Below are 15,229 nucleotides of genomic sequence, written 5' to 3'. Positions count from 1 at the left end.
GGCGCATCGGCGTCAGCCCGCGACGAGCTGCGCCGGACGACGACGCTCCACGGCCTCGATGGCCAGCAGCACCGTCTCGAGCTCGCGGTCCTCGGCGCCGGACTCGCGCCGCAGGAACAGCGACTGCTTGAAGCTCTCCCGCGCGGTCTCGTAGTCTCCCGCGTCGTAGGCGTTCTTGCCGTGGTGCTGGTAGGCGAACGCGGCGATCGACAGCCAACGCTGGCCCTCGGCCTCCGTGGCGCAGGTGGCCAGCTCCTGCTCGGCGGCGGCGTGGGCCCCGCGGTACTGCAGGATCGTGGCGTGGAGCACGCGGGCGCGGAGCACGTCCTTGCGCGTGCCGGCCATGCGGGCCTGCCGCACGGCCTCGTCGGCGAGGACGAGGGCGTCGTCGAGGCGACCGAGCACCTTCAGCAGCCACACGCGCTCGAGCAGGGCGGGAAGGCTCCGCTGCTCCTCGATCTCGTCCAGGCGGGCGGCGCACTCATCGAGGTCGACGCGTTCGCGGAGGCTCTCCTGGTCGTATCCCCGGATCAAACTCATTGCTCTCCTTCCGCGCGTCCCCGCGACTGTCCCCGTCCAGTCTGCCTGCCGCTTCCGCGCTCCTCGGGGCGGCGCGCCCGGTCAGCGCAGGAACAGCGACGCATCCGGGCGCGGGGAGGCGACCGCGTCGGCATCGGTGACGATGCGGGCCCCCTGGAGGAAGGCGCTGGCCTCGTCCCCCTGGGCGATCTTCGCGGGGTGCGGGCCGGCGGCCAGTATCCGCGGCAGCCACTCCGTCGGCAGCGGCGCGGCGGATGCCGCCAGCACGAGATTGCCGAAGCGGCGGCCCTTGAGCACCTGGGTGTCGGCGAGGATGCCGATCTCCGGAAGGACCTCGGCGATCGTCGCGGCCTGTCGACGGGCGAACGCGAGACCGGGGCCGTCGGCGACGTTGACCAGCAGCACCCCGCCGGGCGCGAGCAGCGCGGCGAGCTCGCGGTAGAACTCCACGCTCGTGAGGTGGGCGGGGGTCTGCGCGCCCGAGTACACGTCGGAGACGACGAGATCGCAGGCGGTGTGCAGGGCGGCCGGGAGCTTGCGGACTCCCTCCCTGGCATCGCCGATGCGCAGGCGGATCGCCGCCCCCTTCGGCAGCGGGAGGTGCTCGCGGACGAGCTGGACGAGCGGGGCCTCCAGCTCGATGACCTGCTGACGGGACCCCGGCCGCGTCGCGTCGATGTAGCGGGGGATCGTCAGGGCGCCGGCGCCGAGGTGGACGGCGGTGAGCGGTCCGGGGCGGAGCTGGTCGATCACGGCGCCCATCCGCACGATGTACTCGAAGTGCAGGTGGGTGGGGTCGTCCAGATCGACGTGGGACTGCGGGGTCTCGTCGACCACGAGCTCGAAGCCGCTCGTGAACTCGGAGGGGACGATGCGGGCGATTCCGCCGTGGTCGAGACGGGTCTGCGGGTGCTCGGCATCCCGTGATCGCGTCCGTCCCATGTCGTCGAGCCTACGCCGCGCCCGCCTCGGGTCAGCGCTGGTTGCCCACCGCGCAGGTCTCCTGCTCGAGGGTCTGGCCCGAGACCTCCGGCGGGAGGGTCGCGCGGGCATCCGGCGTTGCGGTCGCCTCGGGACCGGGGTCCGACTCCGGGGCCGTGGGCGCCGTGGGAGCGGGGGTGACGAGCTCCACGCCGCGGTGCGTCGTCACGTCTCCGGTGAGCTGCAGCGGTTTGCCGGCCCTCACCGCATCCCAGAGCGCGGCGGCGGCGTCCTCGTCGGGCACGACCTTGTCGTCGTCGAACGGGTCGACGACGTTCGGATACTGCACGAAGGCGAAGTCGCCGAACCTCACGTCCTTGAGAGCGAGCGCGAGCTGCGCCAGCCGCAGCGGGTCGGCGAGCTCGTCGCTGGGGTCGATGTTGTCGGCGATGGCGTTCGTCAGCCGGAGCACCTTGGGGATGTCGGTCAGCGTCTCCTCGCTCAGCACCTTCTTGGCCAGTCGCGACATGTACTGCTGCTGATTGGAGATGCGGGCGAGGTCGCTCTCGTCCCCCACGCCGTGCCGGGTGCGGATGAACTGGAGCGCCTCCACGCCCGAGACCGTCCGCATGCCCGCCGGCCAGTCGATGCCCGTGTGGCGGTCGCGGATGCCGTCGCCGGCGATGCAGACCTCGACCCCGCCTATCGCATCGGTGACGGCCATGACGCCGTCGAAGCTGATCTTGGCGGCGAACTCCACGGGGATGTCACCCAGTTCGCTCACGGTCTTCGCGATACAGGAGAGGCCGGCGTGCTCGAACAGCGAGTTCATCGATGCCTTCTCCATCGCCGACGCGACGGAGCCGTCCTCGCGGGTGCATTCCGGCACGGGCACGCCGAGGTCGCGGGGGAGGGAGACGACGGTCACGTTCCGCGGGGCAGCGGAGACGTGCACGAGGAGGTTCACGTCGTTCCGACTGAGGCCGTCCGCCTCGGCGCAGCGCTCATCGAAGAGCGCGGTGGCCTTCGGGCCGCATTCGTCCGTGCCCACGATGAGGATGCTGAAGGCCTTGTCGTCGGGATACGCGCCGAGGGTGGGCGGGTCGACCTGCGGTGCACCCTCCAGGGTGACGGCCCCGTCGCCCACGCGGTTGAACACGTCCCAGACGAGGAACCCGGCGACCGCCGCGGTCGAGACCAGCACCACGGCGAGTCCGATCCCGAGCCCGCGGAGCACGCGGGACGCGCGTCCGCGTGCAGGGTGCGGGGCATGCCGGGGGAGTGGGCGGCGGTCGGCGTCAGATCCACGTCGGGGCATGCGGGGAGCCTACCCCGGAGGCCTGATGTTACGGCGGTGTGACGATTCTGGGAGGAACTTGCAGGGAATTAGTTAGTCGTGAATACTTTTTCCTATCCCCGGTACGCACCCGATGCACACCTGGACTTTCAAAGAGGAGATCCCCCCATGCACAAGCGCATTCTTCCGGCGGTGGCGCTCGGCGCCGTCGCCACGATCGCTCTGGCCGGCTGTGCCGGCGGCAGCGGTGACAACGGCTCGACCAACGGCGAGGGCCAGGAGCTGACCGTCTGGATCATGAAGGGGACCAACCCCGACGCGACCGCCTTCTACGACAAGGTCTCGGAGGCCTTCGAGGAGGAGACCGGTGCGAAGGTCACCATCGAGGAGATCCAATGGGCCGACGCCCACGACCGCTTCGTGACCTCGATCGCCGGGAGCACGACCCCGGACATCGCCGAGACCGGCACCACCTGGACCGCGGAGTTCGCCGACGCCGGCGCGCTCCTCCCGCTCGACGAGTACGTCGACGCCGAGGACGGCCTCCGCGACGACCTCGTCGAGGGCCTCGCCGTCGCCGGCACCTACGAGGACGAGCTGTACGGCATGCCGTGGTACGCCGGCGTCCGCTCCATCGTCTACCGCACCGACGTGTTCGAGGAGCTCGGTCTCGAGGCTCCGAAGACCTGGGACGACATCGTCGCCGCGGGTGAGGCCATCAAGGCCGCCAAGCCCGACATCCTGCCCTTCCCCGTCGCGGGCGACGCCGAGTTCCAGGTCTACCCCTGGGTCTGGGGCGCCGGCGGCGAGATCGCCACGAAGGACGGCGACACCTGGACCAGCGAGCTCGACAGCGCCGAGTCGCAGGCCGGCATCGAGTTCTACACGGGTCTGGCCACCGAGCACGGCTTCTCGTCGGCCGGTGCGACCACGTGGAAGGAGACCGACCTCCGGGACGCCTTCACGCAGGGCAACGTCGCGATGATGCTCTCCGGCTCCTGGACGCCGAACGCCCTCATCGAGGCCAACCCCGAGCTCGAGGGCAAGATCGGCGCCGCCGTGATCCCCGGCCAGGACGGCGGCATCGCGCCCTCCGTGCTCGGCGGCTCGCACCTGTCGGTGTTCAACACCACGAAGAACGCCGACCTCGCGTGGGAGTTCGTCAAGCTCATGACCACCGGTGAGTTCGCCGAGCAGTGGTCCGACGAGACCGGCTACTTCCCTGGCGTCCAGTCCGCGATGGAGGAGGCCCTCGCCTCGACCGACCCGCTCGTCGCACCGTTCGCCGAGCAGATGGTCGACGGCGGCGCGTCCGTCCCGGTCACGCCGAACTTCGGCGCCGTGCAGGCGAAGAAGACCACCAACGCCATGATCCAGGCCATCCTCAGCGGGCAGAAGGACGTCGCGACCGCGACGAAGGACGCCGCTGCCGAGATGACCGAACTGCTCAACCAGTAAGGAACCATTCCTTCCATGTCGATGGTGCAAGCGCCACTGCCGGCCACGAAGGCGGAGCCCTCCTCCGCCTCCGTGGCCGGCGGCCGGAAGCGTCGGGGTCTCTCGATCGTCACGGCCCGCCCCTGGCTCCTCCTCGCCCCCGGGCTGATCATCCTCGCGGGGCTGATGCTCTGGCCGCTCGTGCAGGTGTTCCTCTACTCGCTGCAGGACTACGGTCTGCGCGAGATCAACACCGGTGAGAGCAACTGGATCGGGCTGGACAACTACGCCGAGGCGCTCACCAATCCGACCCTGTGGACGGTGGTGCTCCCCAACACGGTCGGCTTCGCGGCCGTCGCGGTGTTCACCACCGTCGCACTCGGAACCCTCGTGGCGCTGCTGCTGGCGCGGCTGGGCACCGTGTGGCGCACCATCGTCTCCAGCTGCATCATGGTCGCGTGGGCGATGCCCGCCGTGACCGGCACGTACGTCTGGACCTTCATCTTCGATGCCGACCGCGGCATCTTCAACAGCGTCCTGCAGGACCTCGGCCTCATCGACGGTCAGGTCAACTGGTTCACCAACCAGTGGTCGTTCTACGCGATCGTGCTGCTGAACGTCGTCCACCACGGCTTCCCGTTCGTGGCCATCACCGTGCTCGCCGGCCTCCTGGGCGTCTCGAAGGAGATGCTCGAGGCCGCGGCGCTCGACGGGGCCGGCGCGTGGCGCCGCTTCTGGAAGATCATCTTCCCGACGCTCAAGCCCGTCTTCTCCGTCGTCATCATCCTGTCGACGATCTGGGACTTCAAGGTCTTCGCGCAGGTCTACCTCATGCCCGGCGGCAGCGGCGGCAACCGTCAGGTGCTCAACCTCGGCGTGTGGTCGTACGTGGAGTCGTTCGGTCAGAACCGCTACGGGTTCGGCGCCGCGCTGGCGGTGCTGCTGACCCTCGTGCTGATCGGCATCACGATCGTCTACATCCGCTCCCTCATGAAGGAGGACGAGCTGTGAACCCCCGCCCCAGGCTCCGGTCGCGCATCGGACTCGGCATCGGCGTCGCCGCCGTCCTCATCTTCACGCTGTTCCCCGTCTACTGGATGGTCTCCAGCGCGTTCGACGGCAAGGCCTCCAGCGGTGGGCAGTCGCTCCTCCCGCAGGAGTTCACGTGGGACAACTTCGCCTTCGTGCTCACCGAGGGCGGCTTCGGCACCTACCTGCGCAACTCCGCCATCGTGGCCCTCGTCACGGTGCTCGTCAGCGCGATCGTCTGCCTGCTCGCGGCGGTCGCCGTGGCGCGGTTCCGCTTCAAGTTCCGCACCACGGTCCTGATGATGATCCTCGTGGTGCAGATGGTGCCGCTCGAGGCCCTGGTCATCCCGCTGTTCCTCCAGGTGAAGAGCCTCGGCCTGCTGAACAGCATCATCGGCCTCATGGTGGTCTACGTGGCGCTGTCGCTCGCGTTCGGCATCTGGATGCTGCGCGGCTTCGTCGCCGCCGTCCCGGTCGAGCTCGAGGAGGCCGCCTACATCGACGGCGCGAGCTGGTGGCGGATGTTCCGCTCGATCCTGCTGCCCCTGGTGATGCCCGGCCTCGTCGCGACGAGCATCTTCAGCTTCATCACGGCGTGGAACGAGTTCATCTTCGCCATGACGATCCTCGGCGCGCAGACCGACCAGTACACGGTCTCGATCGGGCTCAAGTCGTTCTTCGGCCTGTACTCGAACGACTGGGGCAGCATCATGGCCGCCTCCACGATCATCACCGTGCCCGTCATGATCTTCTTCGTCATCGTGCAGCGCCGGCTCTCCGCCGGCATGGTCGCGGGAGCGGTGAAGGGATGACCGACGAGCTCGAGCGCCTCGCGAACGGCGTGCTCTGGCCCGGGTTCCTCGGCACCACGGCGCCCGCCTGGCTCGTGGAGGAGCTGCGCGACGGCCTGGCCGGAGTCGTGTACTTCGGACAGAACGTGGGAGAGGGACTGCCCGCGCTGAGTGCGCAGATCCTCGACGCGAACCCGGACGCCCTGATCGGCGTGGACGAGGAGGGCGGCAGCGTCACGCGGCTGGAGTCCGGGAGCGGCTCGACCCTTCCCGGCGCCGCGCAGCTCGGTGCTCTCGACGACGTGGTCGCGTCGGAGCGGACCGGAGCGGAGCTCGCCCGTCGCGTGCGCGCCGTCGGTGCGAACGTGGTGCTCGGTCCGGTCGCCGACGTCAACACCGACCCGCGCAACCCCGTCATCGGCGTGCGCTCGTTCGGATCCGACGAGGCGCTGGTGACGCGCCACGTCGTCGCCACGGTCGACGGCATCCAGGACGGCGGCGTCGCCGCGTGCGTCAAGCACTTCCCCGGTCACGGCGACACCCACCTCGACTCGCATCACGCGCTTCCCGAGATCGCGCTCGACGTGGCCGAGTACGAACGCGTGCACCTCGAGCCGTTCCGGGCGGCCGTCGAGGCGGGCGTCGACGCGATCATGACCGCGCACATCGTCGTCCCGGCGTGGGGCGCGCAGCCGGCGACCCTCAACCCGCGTGTGCTCGGCATGCTGCGGGAGTGGGGCTTCCGGGGCGTCATCATCACCGATGCGCTGGACATGGCCGCGATCCGCGAGACCGTCGGGCTGGGAGGAGGCGCCGCCCTCGCTCTGGCCGCCGGCGCCGACCTCCTGTGCATCGGAAACCCGACCAACCCCGGCGACGCCGCCCTTCCCGACCAGGACCGCCGCGACTTCCTCGCCGCCCGCGACGGGATCGTGGCCGCGCTGCGTGACGGCTCGCTCTCCCGGGAGCGCGTCGAGGAGGCCGCCGCGCGGGTGTCGGCCCTCGCCACCCGGCTGCGCACGAGCGATGCCTCGGACGAGGAGATCGCCGCGTTCGACGCCGCCGAGATCGTCCGTCGGTCCGTGTCGCTGACCGGCGTCGCACCCGAGGCCGCCGACGCCCTGGCGGTGATCGACGCCCGACGTCGCTCGACGCTCGCGGTGGACAGCGCCGCCTCCTACGTGGCCGAAGCGCTCGCGGGAGACGGCGTCCGGGTGCGGCTCGACGTGGCCGCGCGCACCGTGGACGAGCAGGACGCCGTGATCGACGAGGTCGCCGCGGCGACCGGCACGACGGTCGTCCTCGTGGACCGGCCGGATGCGGAGCCGGCGCAGCGCGCACTCATCGAGCGGACCGCGCTCCGGGATCCGGGAGCGGTCGTGGTGAACGTCGGCCTGCACGTACAGGAGCCGCTGCCGCTGCCCACCATCGAGGTCGGTGCCGCCAGCCGGCTCGGCGCTCAGACCGCGCGGGACGCGCTCCTCGGCCGCTTCGTGCCCCGACAGAGGACGACCGCCGCCGGTTGAGACGGGATCAGCGCATGGACGACGACGTTCTGGCCGTGGTGCGGCGCTCCCTCCCCAAGCTCAGCGCGGCGGAGGGACGCGTCGCCGAGAGGATCCTCGGGGACCCCACCCTCGTGGTGGACCTCGCGATCAACGACCTCGCGCAGCTCTGCCAGACCTCGCTCTCGACCGTCGCCCGGTTCGCGCAGTCGTTGGGCTACAGCGGCTATCGGGAACTCCGGGTGGCCGTCGCCCGCGCGGTCACCCTCGCACAGGCGCAGCAGGCCCGCTTCGGACTCGATTCCACGGCTATCGACCGGGACGACGGGCCGGCCGCGATCGCCGCGAAGCTCGCCGCGCAGGAGATCGACGCGATCGAGAAGACGGCACGGGCCCTGGACGCGGACGCCCTCGACCGGGTCGCGCGGGCGGTGGTCGTCGCCCGGCACATCGACCTGTTCGGGCAGGCGGCGTCGTCGCTGACCGCCCAGGATCTCCAGCTCAAGCTGTCCCGGATCGGCTGCTCGGTGACCCACTCGGCCGATCCGCACCTCGCGATCACCGCGGCCTCGTTGCGGTCGTCCGCCGACGTGGCGATCGCCTTCTCACACGGCGGCGAGACGGCCGAGACGGTCCGCGCCCTGGAGGTCGCGCGGGCCACGGGTGCACTCGCGGTGGCGGTGACGAGCGCTGCGGACTCCCCGCTCGCGGCCATCGCCGACGTCGTGCTCCTCAGCCAGGCCCAGGAGTCGCCGTTCCGGATGGCCGCCATGTCGAGCCGCATCGCGCAGCTCGCGCTCATCGATGTGCTCTTCGTGCGGATCGTGCAGCACCGGGGCGAGCACGTCGCGGTGTCGCTGCAGCGCACGCACGACGCGGTCCCGCCGCGGCGTGGACGTCACGCGGACTGAGGTCGCCCGGTCAGTCGACGTGGTCCCGCGTGCTGGTGATCGCGCGCGTCGCGATGCGGTGGGCGCGGGCCAGGCTCCCACCCAGGGTCAGACCGGTCAGGACGCCCGCGAGGAAGCCCGCGGCGAACGCGTCGCCCGCTCCGATCGTCTCCACGACCGGTACGTCGAGGGCGTCGCTGGCCGCGCGCTCCGCGCCGTCGAACGCGACGGCACCGGCGGGGTGGGTCACGACCAGGTACCGCGGCTCGGGGAACAGCGTCCGCAGGTCGTCCGGCGCGCTCGTCCCGAACACGGCCTCGGCATCCGGCCGGGTGCAGAAGACGATGTCGGCGCGGTGGGCGAGGTCGGTGAGCAGGGCACGCCCCTCGTCCTCCCGCCCCCGCCACAGCGCGGGGCGCCAGTTGAGATCGAAGCTGACGAGGCGGCCGGGTCGGGGCGCCGCCACCAGGGCCTCCTGGGCGGCGCGCGCGGACGGAGAGAGCGCCGGCGTGATGCCGGAGGTGTGCACGAGGGCTGCCGCGGCGAGCAGCTCCGTCGCCACCGGCGACTCCAGCGAACCCGGTGACAGCGCCGCCGCGGCCGACCCCGCACGGTAATAGTGCATGGTCCCGTCCACGGCGCCGTCCGGCCGCGGCGAGAGCTCCTTGACGTAGAGCCCCGTCGGCGCGACCGGGTCGACCTCGACGGCGCGGTCGTCGACCCCGTGCGCACGGAGCTCGGCGGTGAGGAACCGTCCGAATCCGTCGTCCCCGACGCGGGACACGACCGCGGTCCGGATGCCGGCGGAGGCGAGTGCGATCGCGGTGTTCCACTCCGCCCCGGCGAGGGAGCGGTGGAACGTGCGGCAGGTCTCGAGCGGCCCGGCGGTGGCGGAGACGAGGGCGACCAGGCCCTCGCCCAGGCACACGACGAGGGGAGTGGTGTCCGGCACGTTCTGGACATTACCGGATCGACGGCGGCCCCGCGTCGATACCGGATCGCAACATCGGACTCTTGGCATCCGCCGGGCCGCTGGGTACCTTCGAGGAATCACCGTCTCCGCGGCGACGATGCCCGGAGACGCGCAAGGAAGCGCCCGACAGGGAAGGTCATACACACATGCACCAGTCAGCCATGCCTCGGCGAGGACTCGCCGCCGTCACCGGAGCGACCATCGCCGCTCTCGCACTCGCCGGATGCGTCGCCAGCGAGCGCGGGGACAACGGGTCGGAAGGATCGGGTGACGTCGACGGCACCTTCGTCTTCGCCGCCTCCTCGGATCCCGCGAGCCTCGACCCGGCGTTCGCGCAGGACGGCGAGACCTTCCGCGTCTCCCGCCAGATCTTCGAGGGTCTGGTGGGCACGGAACCCGGCACGGCCGACCCGGCACCACTGCTGGCGGAGTCGTGGGAGTCGTCCGAGGACGGCATGTCCCACACCTTCGCGCTGAAGGAGGGTGTGACCTTCCAGGACGGCACCCCGTTCAACGCCGAGGCCGTCTGTGCCAACTTCGACCGCTGGTACAACTGGACCGGTCTCGCCGCCTCCGAGGCCTTCGGGTACTACTACAACAAGCTCTTCAAGGGCTACGCCTCCAACCCGGAGGACGCGGTCTACAAGTCGTGCACGCCGGACGGCGACAACTCCGTCACCATCGAGCTGAACAAGCCGTTCGCCGGCTTCATCGCCTCGCTGTCGCTGCCGGCCTTCGGCATGCAGAGCCCCTCGGCGATGCAGGAGTTCGGCGCCGACGAGGTCGGCGGCACCGCCGAGGCCCCGCAGCTCTCCGAGTACGCCATGGGCCACCCGGTCGGCACCGGCCCCTACCAGTTCGAGGAGTGGGCACCGGGCGAGCAGGTCACGCTCAAGGCCTACGACGACTACTGGGGCGAGGCCGGCCAGATCGACGAGATCATCTTCCGCACCATCGACGACCCGACGGCCCGTCGCCAGGCGCTCGAGTCGGGCTCCATCGACGGCTACGACCTCGTGGGCCCCGCTGACACGAAGGCGCTGGAGGAGGACGACTTCACCATGGTGTCGCGTCCCCCGTTCACGATCCTCTACCTCGCCTTCAACCAGGCGATCCCGGAGTTGCAGGACCCGAAGGTGCGTGAAGCGCTGTCCTACGCCATCGACAAGGACGCCCTGATCAGTCAGGTCCTCCCGGAGGGCACCGAGAAGGCGACGCAGTTCGTCCCGCCGGTGGTCAACGGCTACAACGACGAGGTCACGACCTACGACTACGACCCGGAGAAGGCCAAGGAGCTCCTCGCGGAGGCGGGCTACGACGAGGCGAACCCGCTGGCGCTGGACTTCAACTACCCGGTCAATGTCTCGCGTCCGTACATGCCGGACCCCGAGCAGATCTACACCGTCCTGTCGTCGCAGCTCTCCGAGGTCGGCGTGGAGACCACCCCGGTCTCCGAGGAGTGGGTCGAATACCTCGACCGCACCACCGGCACCGCCGACCACGGCATCCACCTGCTCGGCTGGACCGGCGACTACAACGACACCGACAACTTCGTCGGCGTCTTCTTCGGCCAGAAGAGCTCCGAGTGGGGCTTCGACAACCCGGAGCTGTTCCAGGCGCTGACCGAGGCGCGCGGGGTCTCCAACCTCGACGACCAGACGGCGCTGTACGAGGACATCAACGAGATGGTCGCGGAGTTCATCCCCGGCGTCCCGCTCGCGCACCCGGCGCCGACGCTCGCCTTCGACCCGCGCGTCGAGAGCTACCCCGCCAGCCCGGTGAACGACGAGGTCTTCACGGACATCGTCCTCACGAAGTAGGCCTGACCATTTGATATGCCGAGCCCCGGTTCCGCTCCTGCGGAACCGGGGCACGGCGTACCTTCTGATCGACGGAGAACTCTGTGCTGCGCACCATCGGCAGGCGACTGCTGTTCCTCATCCCCACCCTGTTCGGGCTCAGCATCCTGCTGTTCGCCTGGGTCAGGGCCCTCCCCGGCGGCCCCGCGGTCGCCCTCCTCGGCGAGAAGGCCACCCCGGAGGCCATCGCCAGGGTCAACGAGCTCTACGGCTTCAACAAGCCCCTCATCGAGCAGTACTTCATCTGGGTCACCCGGCTGCTGCAGGGCGACTTCGGTACGTCCATCCAGACCAACCGGCCGGTCACGGAGGAGTTCCTCCGCCGATTCCCCGCGACGATCGAGCTGAGCGTCGCGGCGCTCATCTTCGCCATCGGGGTCGGCATCCCGCTCGGATACTGGGCGGCCCGTCGCCACGGAAAGTTCACCGATCACGCGTCGGTCGTGCTGAGCCTCATCGGCATCACGATCCCGGTGTTCTTCCTCGCCTTCATCCTCAAGTACGTCTTCGCCGTGCAGCTGGGCTGGCTGCCCTCGGACGGTCGGCAGGATCCACGGATCGATGCGACCCATCCCACGGGCTTCTACGTCTGGGACGGCATCATCACGGGGGAGTTCGACGCCGCATGGGATGCAATCCTCCACCTGATCCTCCCGGCGCTCGCCCTCGGCACCATCCCGCTCGCGATCATCGTCCGCATCACCAGGGCGAGCGTGCTGGAGGTGCAGAACGCCGACTACGTGCGGACGGGGCGGGCGAAGGGCGTGGGCTCCGCCACCCTGCGCAGCCGGTTCATCCTCCGGAACGCCATGCTCCCGGTCATCACGACGATCGGTCTGCAGACGGGACTGCTCATCTCGGGGGCGGTGCTCACCGAGACGGTGTTCGCCTTCCCCGGCATCGGGTCGTTCCTCGCGCGGGCGATCTTCACGCGCGACTTCCCGGTGCTGCAGGGGTTCATCATCTTCATCGCGATCGCCTACGCCCTCATCAACCTGGCCGTGGACGTGTCGTACAGCTTCATCGATCCGAGAGTGAGAGTGCAGTGATGTCCTCCTCCCTCATCCGAAAGGAGGCGCTCGCATGAGCATCGCCCTCCCACCCGCACAGGGCCCGTCCGCCGAGAGCGGCGGCAGCATCGACACCGTCGCGATCGCCCAGGCCGACCTCAAGGACGGCGGCGGCGGCTTCTGGCGCGACGTCTTCCGCCGGCTCCGGCACAACCCGACGGCGTGGATCGGCGCCGTCATCGTGCTCCTCTTCCTGCTCGTCGCGGTGCTCGCGCCGGTCCTCGCTCCGTACCCCGAGACGGCGCTCCCGGGGGCGAAGGAGATCACGCCCACGCACATCCCTGGCCCGGGCGAGCTGCCGCAGTTCCCACTCGGTCTGGACCGGTTCGGCGGCGACGTGCTGTCGAAGCTCATCTGGGGCGCGCAGGCGTCGCTGCTGATCGGCGTCGTCTCCACCGCGATGGGTCTCGTCGGCGGCATGATCCTCGGACTCCTCGCCGGCACGTTCGGCGGCTGGGTCGACACGGTCATCATGCGCGTCGTCGACATCATCCTGTCGGTGCCGAACCTGCTGCTGGCGGTGTCGATCGCCGCGATCCTCGGGCAGACGCCGTACGCCGTGATGATCGCCATCGGGGCCTCCCAGGTGCCGATCTTCGCGCGACTGCTGCGGGCGTCCATGCTCCAACAGCGCTCCAGCGACTATGTGCTGTCGGCGCAGACACTCGGCCTCGGCCGCGGCCGGATCACGATGTCGCACGTCCTCCCGAACGCCATCGGGCCGGTCATCGTGCAGGGCACCCTGACCCTCGCGACCGCGGTCATCGACGCGGCAGCGCTGTCGTTCCTCGGTCTCGGCGGCGGCGGGCCCGCGACCGCCGAGTGGGGCCGCATGCTCACGTACGCACAGGCCGAGCTGGCGATCGCCCCGTGGCTGGCGTTCCTCCCCGGCATCTGCATCGCCGTCACCGCGCTGGGCTTCACCCTGCTCGGCGAGGCGCTGCGTGAGGCCATGGACCCGAGGACGAGGGCACGATGAACATCCATGACGAGGGCGCCGTGCGCGCCGCGAAGGAGAACGGCATGGCGGACGAGCCCCTGCTGTCGGTCGAGGGCCTGGCGGTGGACTTCGCCACCATGGACGGCGTCGTGCACGCCGTCGAGGGCGTCGACCTCGAGATCCGCCCCGGGGAGACCGTGGCGATCGTCGGCGAGTCCGGTTCCGGCAAGTCGACCACCGCGATGGCGATCATCGGGCTGCTCGCGGGCGGAGGGAAGGTGGCCGCCGGCAGCATCAGACTCGACGGGAGGGACATCTCCCGCGCCTCCGAGAACGAGTTGCGGTCGATCCGCGGACGGGACATCGGCCTCGTGCCGCAGGACCCCATGTCCAACCTCAACCCGGTCGCGAAGATCGGCACCCAGGTCGCCGAGACGCTGCTCGCCCACGGCCTCGCCACCCGGCAGAACGTGCAGTCCAAGGTCGTCGAGGCGCTCACCGCCGCCGGCCTCCCGGATCCGGAGAGCCGCGCGAAGCAGTACCCGCACGAGTTCTCCGGCGGCATGCGGCAGCGGGCGCTCATCGCGATCGGTCTGGCGTGCAAGCCGCGGCTGCTCATCGCGGACGAGCCCACCAGCGCCCTGGACGTGACGGTGCAGCAGACCATCCTCGACCAGATCGGCGAGATGACCAGGGAGCTCGGCACCGCCGTGCTCCTCATCACGCACGACCTCGGGCTCGCCGCCGAGCGTGCCGAGCGGGTGATCGTGATGCACCGCGGCAAGGTCGTCGAGCAGGGTCCCGCGCGGCAGATCCTCGAGGATCCGCAGCACCCGTACACCCAGTCGCTCGTGAAGGCCGCGCCGTCGGTCGCGGTGGCACGGCTGCGCCCGGAAGCCTTCGTGCAGGGCGCTTCGACAGGCTCAGCGCCCCAGGAGGAGGCTGGGTCAGCGACCCAGGAGGGCGCTTCGACAGGCTCAGCGACCCACCGTGAGCCTGGGGCCCTGAGCTCGTCGGCCCCCGGGTCCCTGAGCTCGTCGAAGGGCAACATCGTCGAGATCGAGAACCTCACGAAGGTGTACCCCGTGCGTGGCAAGCACGAGGACTTCGTCGCCGTCGACGACGTCTCGCTCGCGATCCCGCGCGGGGAGACCGTCGCGATCGTGGGGGAGTCCGGATCGGGCAAGACCACGACCGCGCGCATGCTGCTCAAGGTGATCGAGCCCACGAGCGGCCTCATCCGCTACGAGGGCAAGGACATCTCGACGCTGAGCCGTGCGGAGACGAAGGACTTCCGGCAGCGGGTGCAGCCGATCTTCCAGGATCCGTACTCCAGCCTGAACCCCATGTTCACGATCGAGCGCCTGATCGCGGAGCCGCTGGAGTTCTACAAGCGGGGGAGCGGGGCGGACCGGCGCAAGCGCGTGCGACAGCTCCTGGACGACGTCGCGCTGCCGCAGTCGATGCTGCGGCGCTACCCGTCCGAGCTGTCCGGCGGGCAGCGTCAGCGGGTGGCGATCGCGCGGGCCCTGGCCCTCTCGCCGGATCTCATCGTGTGCGACGAGCCCGTGTCGGCGCTCGACGTGCTCGTGCAGGACCAGATCCTGCGGCTGCTCGGCGACCTCCAGCGCGAGTACGGGCTGAGCTACCTGTTCATCTCGCACGACCTCGCGGTGGTGCGGCTCATCAGCGACTACGTGTGCGTGATGAAGGACGGGAAGCTCGTGGAGGCCGCGTCGTCGGAGGAGATCTTCACGAACCCCCGTGACCCCTACACGCGCCGCCTCCTCGCCTCGATCCCCGGCAACGAGCTCAACATCGCGTCCTGACCCGAGACCCCGGTTTCGCGTCGAAACCCCGCCCTGCCCCCGCGGCGAGGGCGGGGTTTCGACGCGAAGGCGGGGTCTCGGCCGTCCCATTACCGCAGCGAGGAAGATTGGTCAAGGATTGCGCTTGCCATGTCGTGAGATCGCGTCT

General features: G+C 70.1%; 13 protein-coding genes. 9 read left to right on the top strand and 4 right to left on the bottom strand.

What is annotated here, in order from left to right; all coding sequences use genetic code 11:
• Window positions 1–12: 12 nt before the first annotated feature.
• The 3 genes from AB0N68_RS15920 to AB0N68_RS15910 all read right to left on the bottom strand — a co-directional run bounded on the left by AB0N68_RS15920 (window position 13) and on the right by AB0N68_RS15910 (window position 2,779).
• Window positions 13–540 (bottom strand): hypothetical protein, encoded by a 528-nt coding sequence (locus AB0N68_RS15920; RefSeq protein ID WP_187663349.1) that lies wholly within the window; start codon window positions 538–540, stop codon window positions 13–15.
• 81 nt (window positions 541–621) lie between these two features.
• Window positions 622–1,482 (bottom strand): spermidine synthase, encoded by an 861-nt coding sequence (locus AB0N68_RS15915; protein ID WP_280568424.1) that lies wholly within the window; start codon window positions 1,480–1,482, stop codon window positions 622–624.
• Window positions 1,483–1,513: 31 nt separating this feature from the next.
• The gene (locus AB0N68_RS15910) at window positions 1,514–2,779 is read right to left on the bottom strand and encodes an LCP family protein (protein ID WP_187663351.1); all 1,266 of its coding nucleotides are present in this window, start codon (window positions 2,777–2,779) and stop codon (window positions 1,514–1,516) included.
• A gap of 147 nt (window positions 2,780–2,926) precedes the next feature.
• Here AB0N68_RS15910 and AB0N68_RS15905 point away from each other — a divergent pair, with 147 nt between their 5' ends.
• The 5 genes from AB0N68_RS15905 to AB0N68_RS15885 are packed head-to-tail and all read left to right on the top strand — an operon-like array spanning window position 2,927 to window position 8,431.
• On the top strand, window positions 2,927–4,216 hold the full coding sequence (locus AB0N68_RS15905; protein WP_280568421.1) for a sugar ABC transporter substrate-binding protein: 1,290 nt from the start codon (window positions 2,927–2,929) through the stop codon (window positions 4,214–4,216).
• 15 nt (window positions 4,217–4,231) lie between these two features.
• Window positions 4,232–5,206 (top strand): carbohydrate ABC transporter permease, encoded by a 975-nt coding sequence (locus AB0N68_RS15900; RefSeq protein WP_187663353.1) that lies wholly within the window; start codon window positions 4,232–4,234, stop codon window positions 5,204–5,206.
• Window positions 5,203–6,036 carry a carbohydrate ABC transporter permease gene (locus AB0N68_RS15895; protein ID WP_187663354.1) on the top strand — a complete coding sequence of 278 codons (834 nt, stop codon included), beginning with the start codon at window positions 5,203–5,205 and terminating at the stop codon, window positions 6,034–6,036. The genes AB0N68_RS15900 and AB0N68_RS15895 overlap by 4 nt, the downstream gene beginning before the upstream one ends.
• Window positions 6,033–7,541 carry a glycoside hydrolase family 3 protein gene (locus tag AB0N68_RS15890; RefSeq protein ID WP_259952979.1) on the top strand — a complete coding sequence of 503 codons (1,509 nt, stop codon included), beginning with the start codon at window positions 6,033–6,035 and terminating at the stop codon, window positions 7,539–7,541. Before AB0N68_RS15895 ends, AB0N68_RS15890 begins: the two co-directional genes overlap by 4 nt.
• Window positions 7,542–7,555: 14 nt before the next feature.
• Window positions 7,556–8,431, top strand: a complete 876-nt coding sequence (locus tag AB0N68_RS15885; protein ID WP_259952981.1) for a MurR/RpiR family transcriptional regulator — start codon at window positions 7,556–7,558, stop codon at window positions 8,429–8,431.
• 10 nt (window positions 8,432–8,441) lie between these two features.
• Here the strand turns inward: AB0N68_RS15885 and AB0N68_RS15880 are convergent, their stop codons facing one another.
• On the bottom strand, window positions 8,442–9,362 hold the full coding sequence (locus AB0N68_RS15880; protein ID WP_280568411.1) for a sugar kinase: 921 nt from the start codon (window positions 9,360–9,362) through the stop codon (window positions 8,442–8,444).
• Window positions 9,363–9,529: 167 nt separating this feature from the next.
• Here AB0N68_RS15880 and AB0N68_RS15875 point away from each other — a divergent pair, with 167 nt between their 5' ends.
• The 4 genes from AB0N68_RS15875 (at window position 9,530) to AB0N68_RS15860 (ending at window position 15,081) form a co-directional block, all read left to right on the top strand.
• Window positions 9,530–11,203 (top strand): ABC transporter substrate-binding protein, encoded by a 1,674-nt coding sequence (locus AB0N68_RS15875; protein WP_187663358.1) that lies wholly within the window; start codon window positions 9,530–9,532, stop codon window positions 11,201–11,203.
• Window positions 11,204–11,286: 83 nt separating this feature from the next.
• On the top strand, window positions 11,287–12,291 hold the full coding sequence (locus tag AB0N68_RS15870) for an ABC transporter permease (protein WP_060922593.1): 1,005 nt from the start codon (window positions 11,287–11,289) through the stop codon (window positions 12,289–12,291).
• 34 nt (window positions 12,292–12,325) lie between these two features.
• The gene (locus tag AB0N68_RS15865) at window positions 12,326–13,291 is read left to right on the top strand and encodes an ABC transporter permease (RefSeq protein WP_071327550.1); all 966 of its coding nucleotides are present in this window, start codon (window positions 12,326–12,328) and stop codon (window positions 13,289–13,291) included.
• Window positions 13,288–15,081 carry an ABC transporter ATP-binding protein gene (locus AB0N68_RS15860; protein WP_280568401.1) on the top strand — a complete coding sequence of 598 codons (1,794 nt, stop codon included), beginning with the start codon at window positions 13,288–13,290 and terminating at the stop codon, window positions 15,079–15,081. Before AB0N68_RS15865 ends, AB0N68_RS15860 begins: the two co-directional genes overlap by 4 nt.
• Window positions 15,082–15,229 lie beyond the last annotated feature (148 nt).

This window comes from Microbacterium meiriae, from assembly GCF_040685015.1.
GTDB lineage: Bacteria > Actinomycetota > Actinomycetes > Actinomycetales > Microbacteriaceae > Microbacterium > Microbacterium meiriae.
Note: the sequence above shows the minus strand (reverse complement) of the source record. Positions and strands in the feature narration are given on the sequence as shown.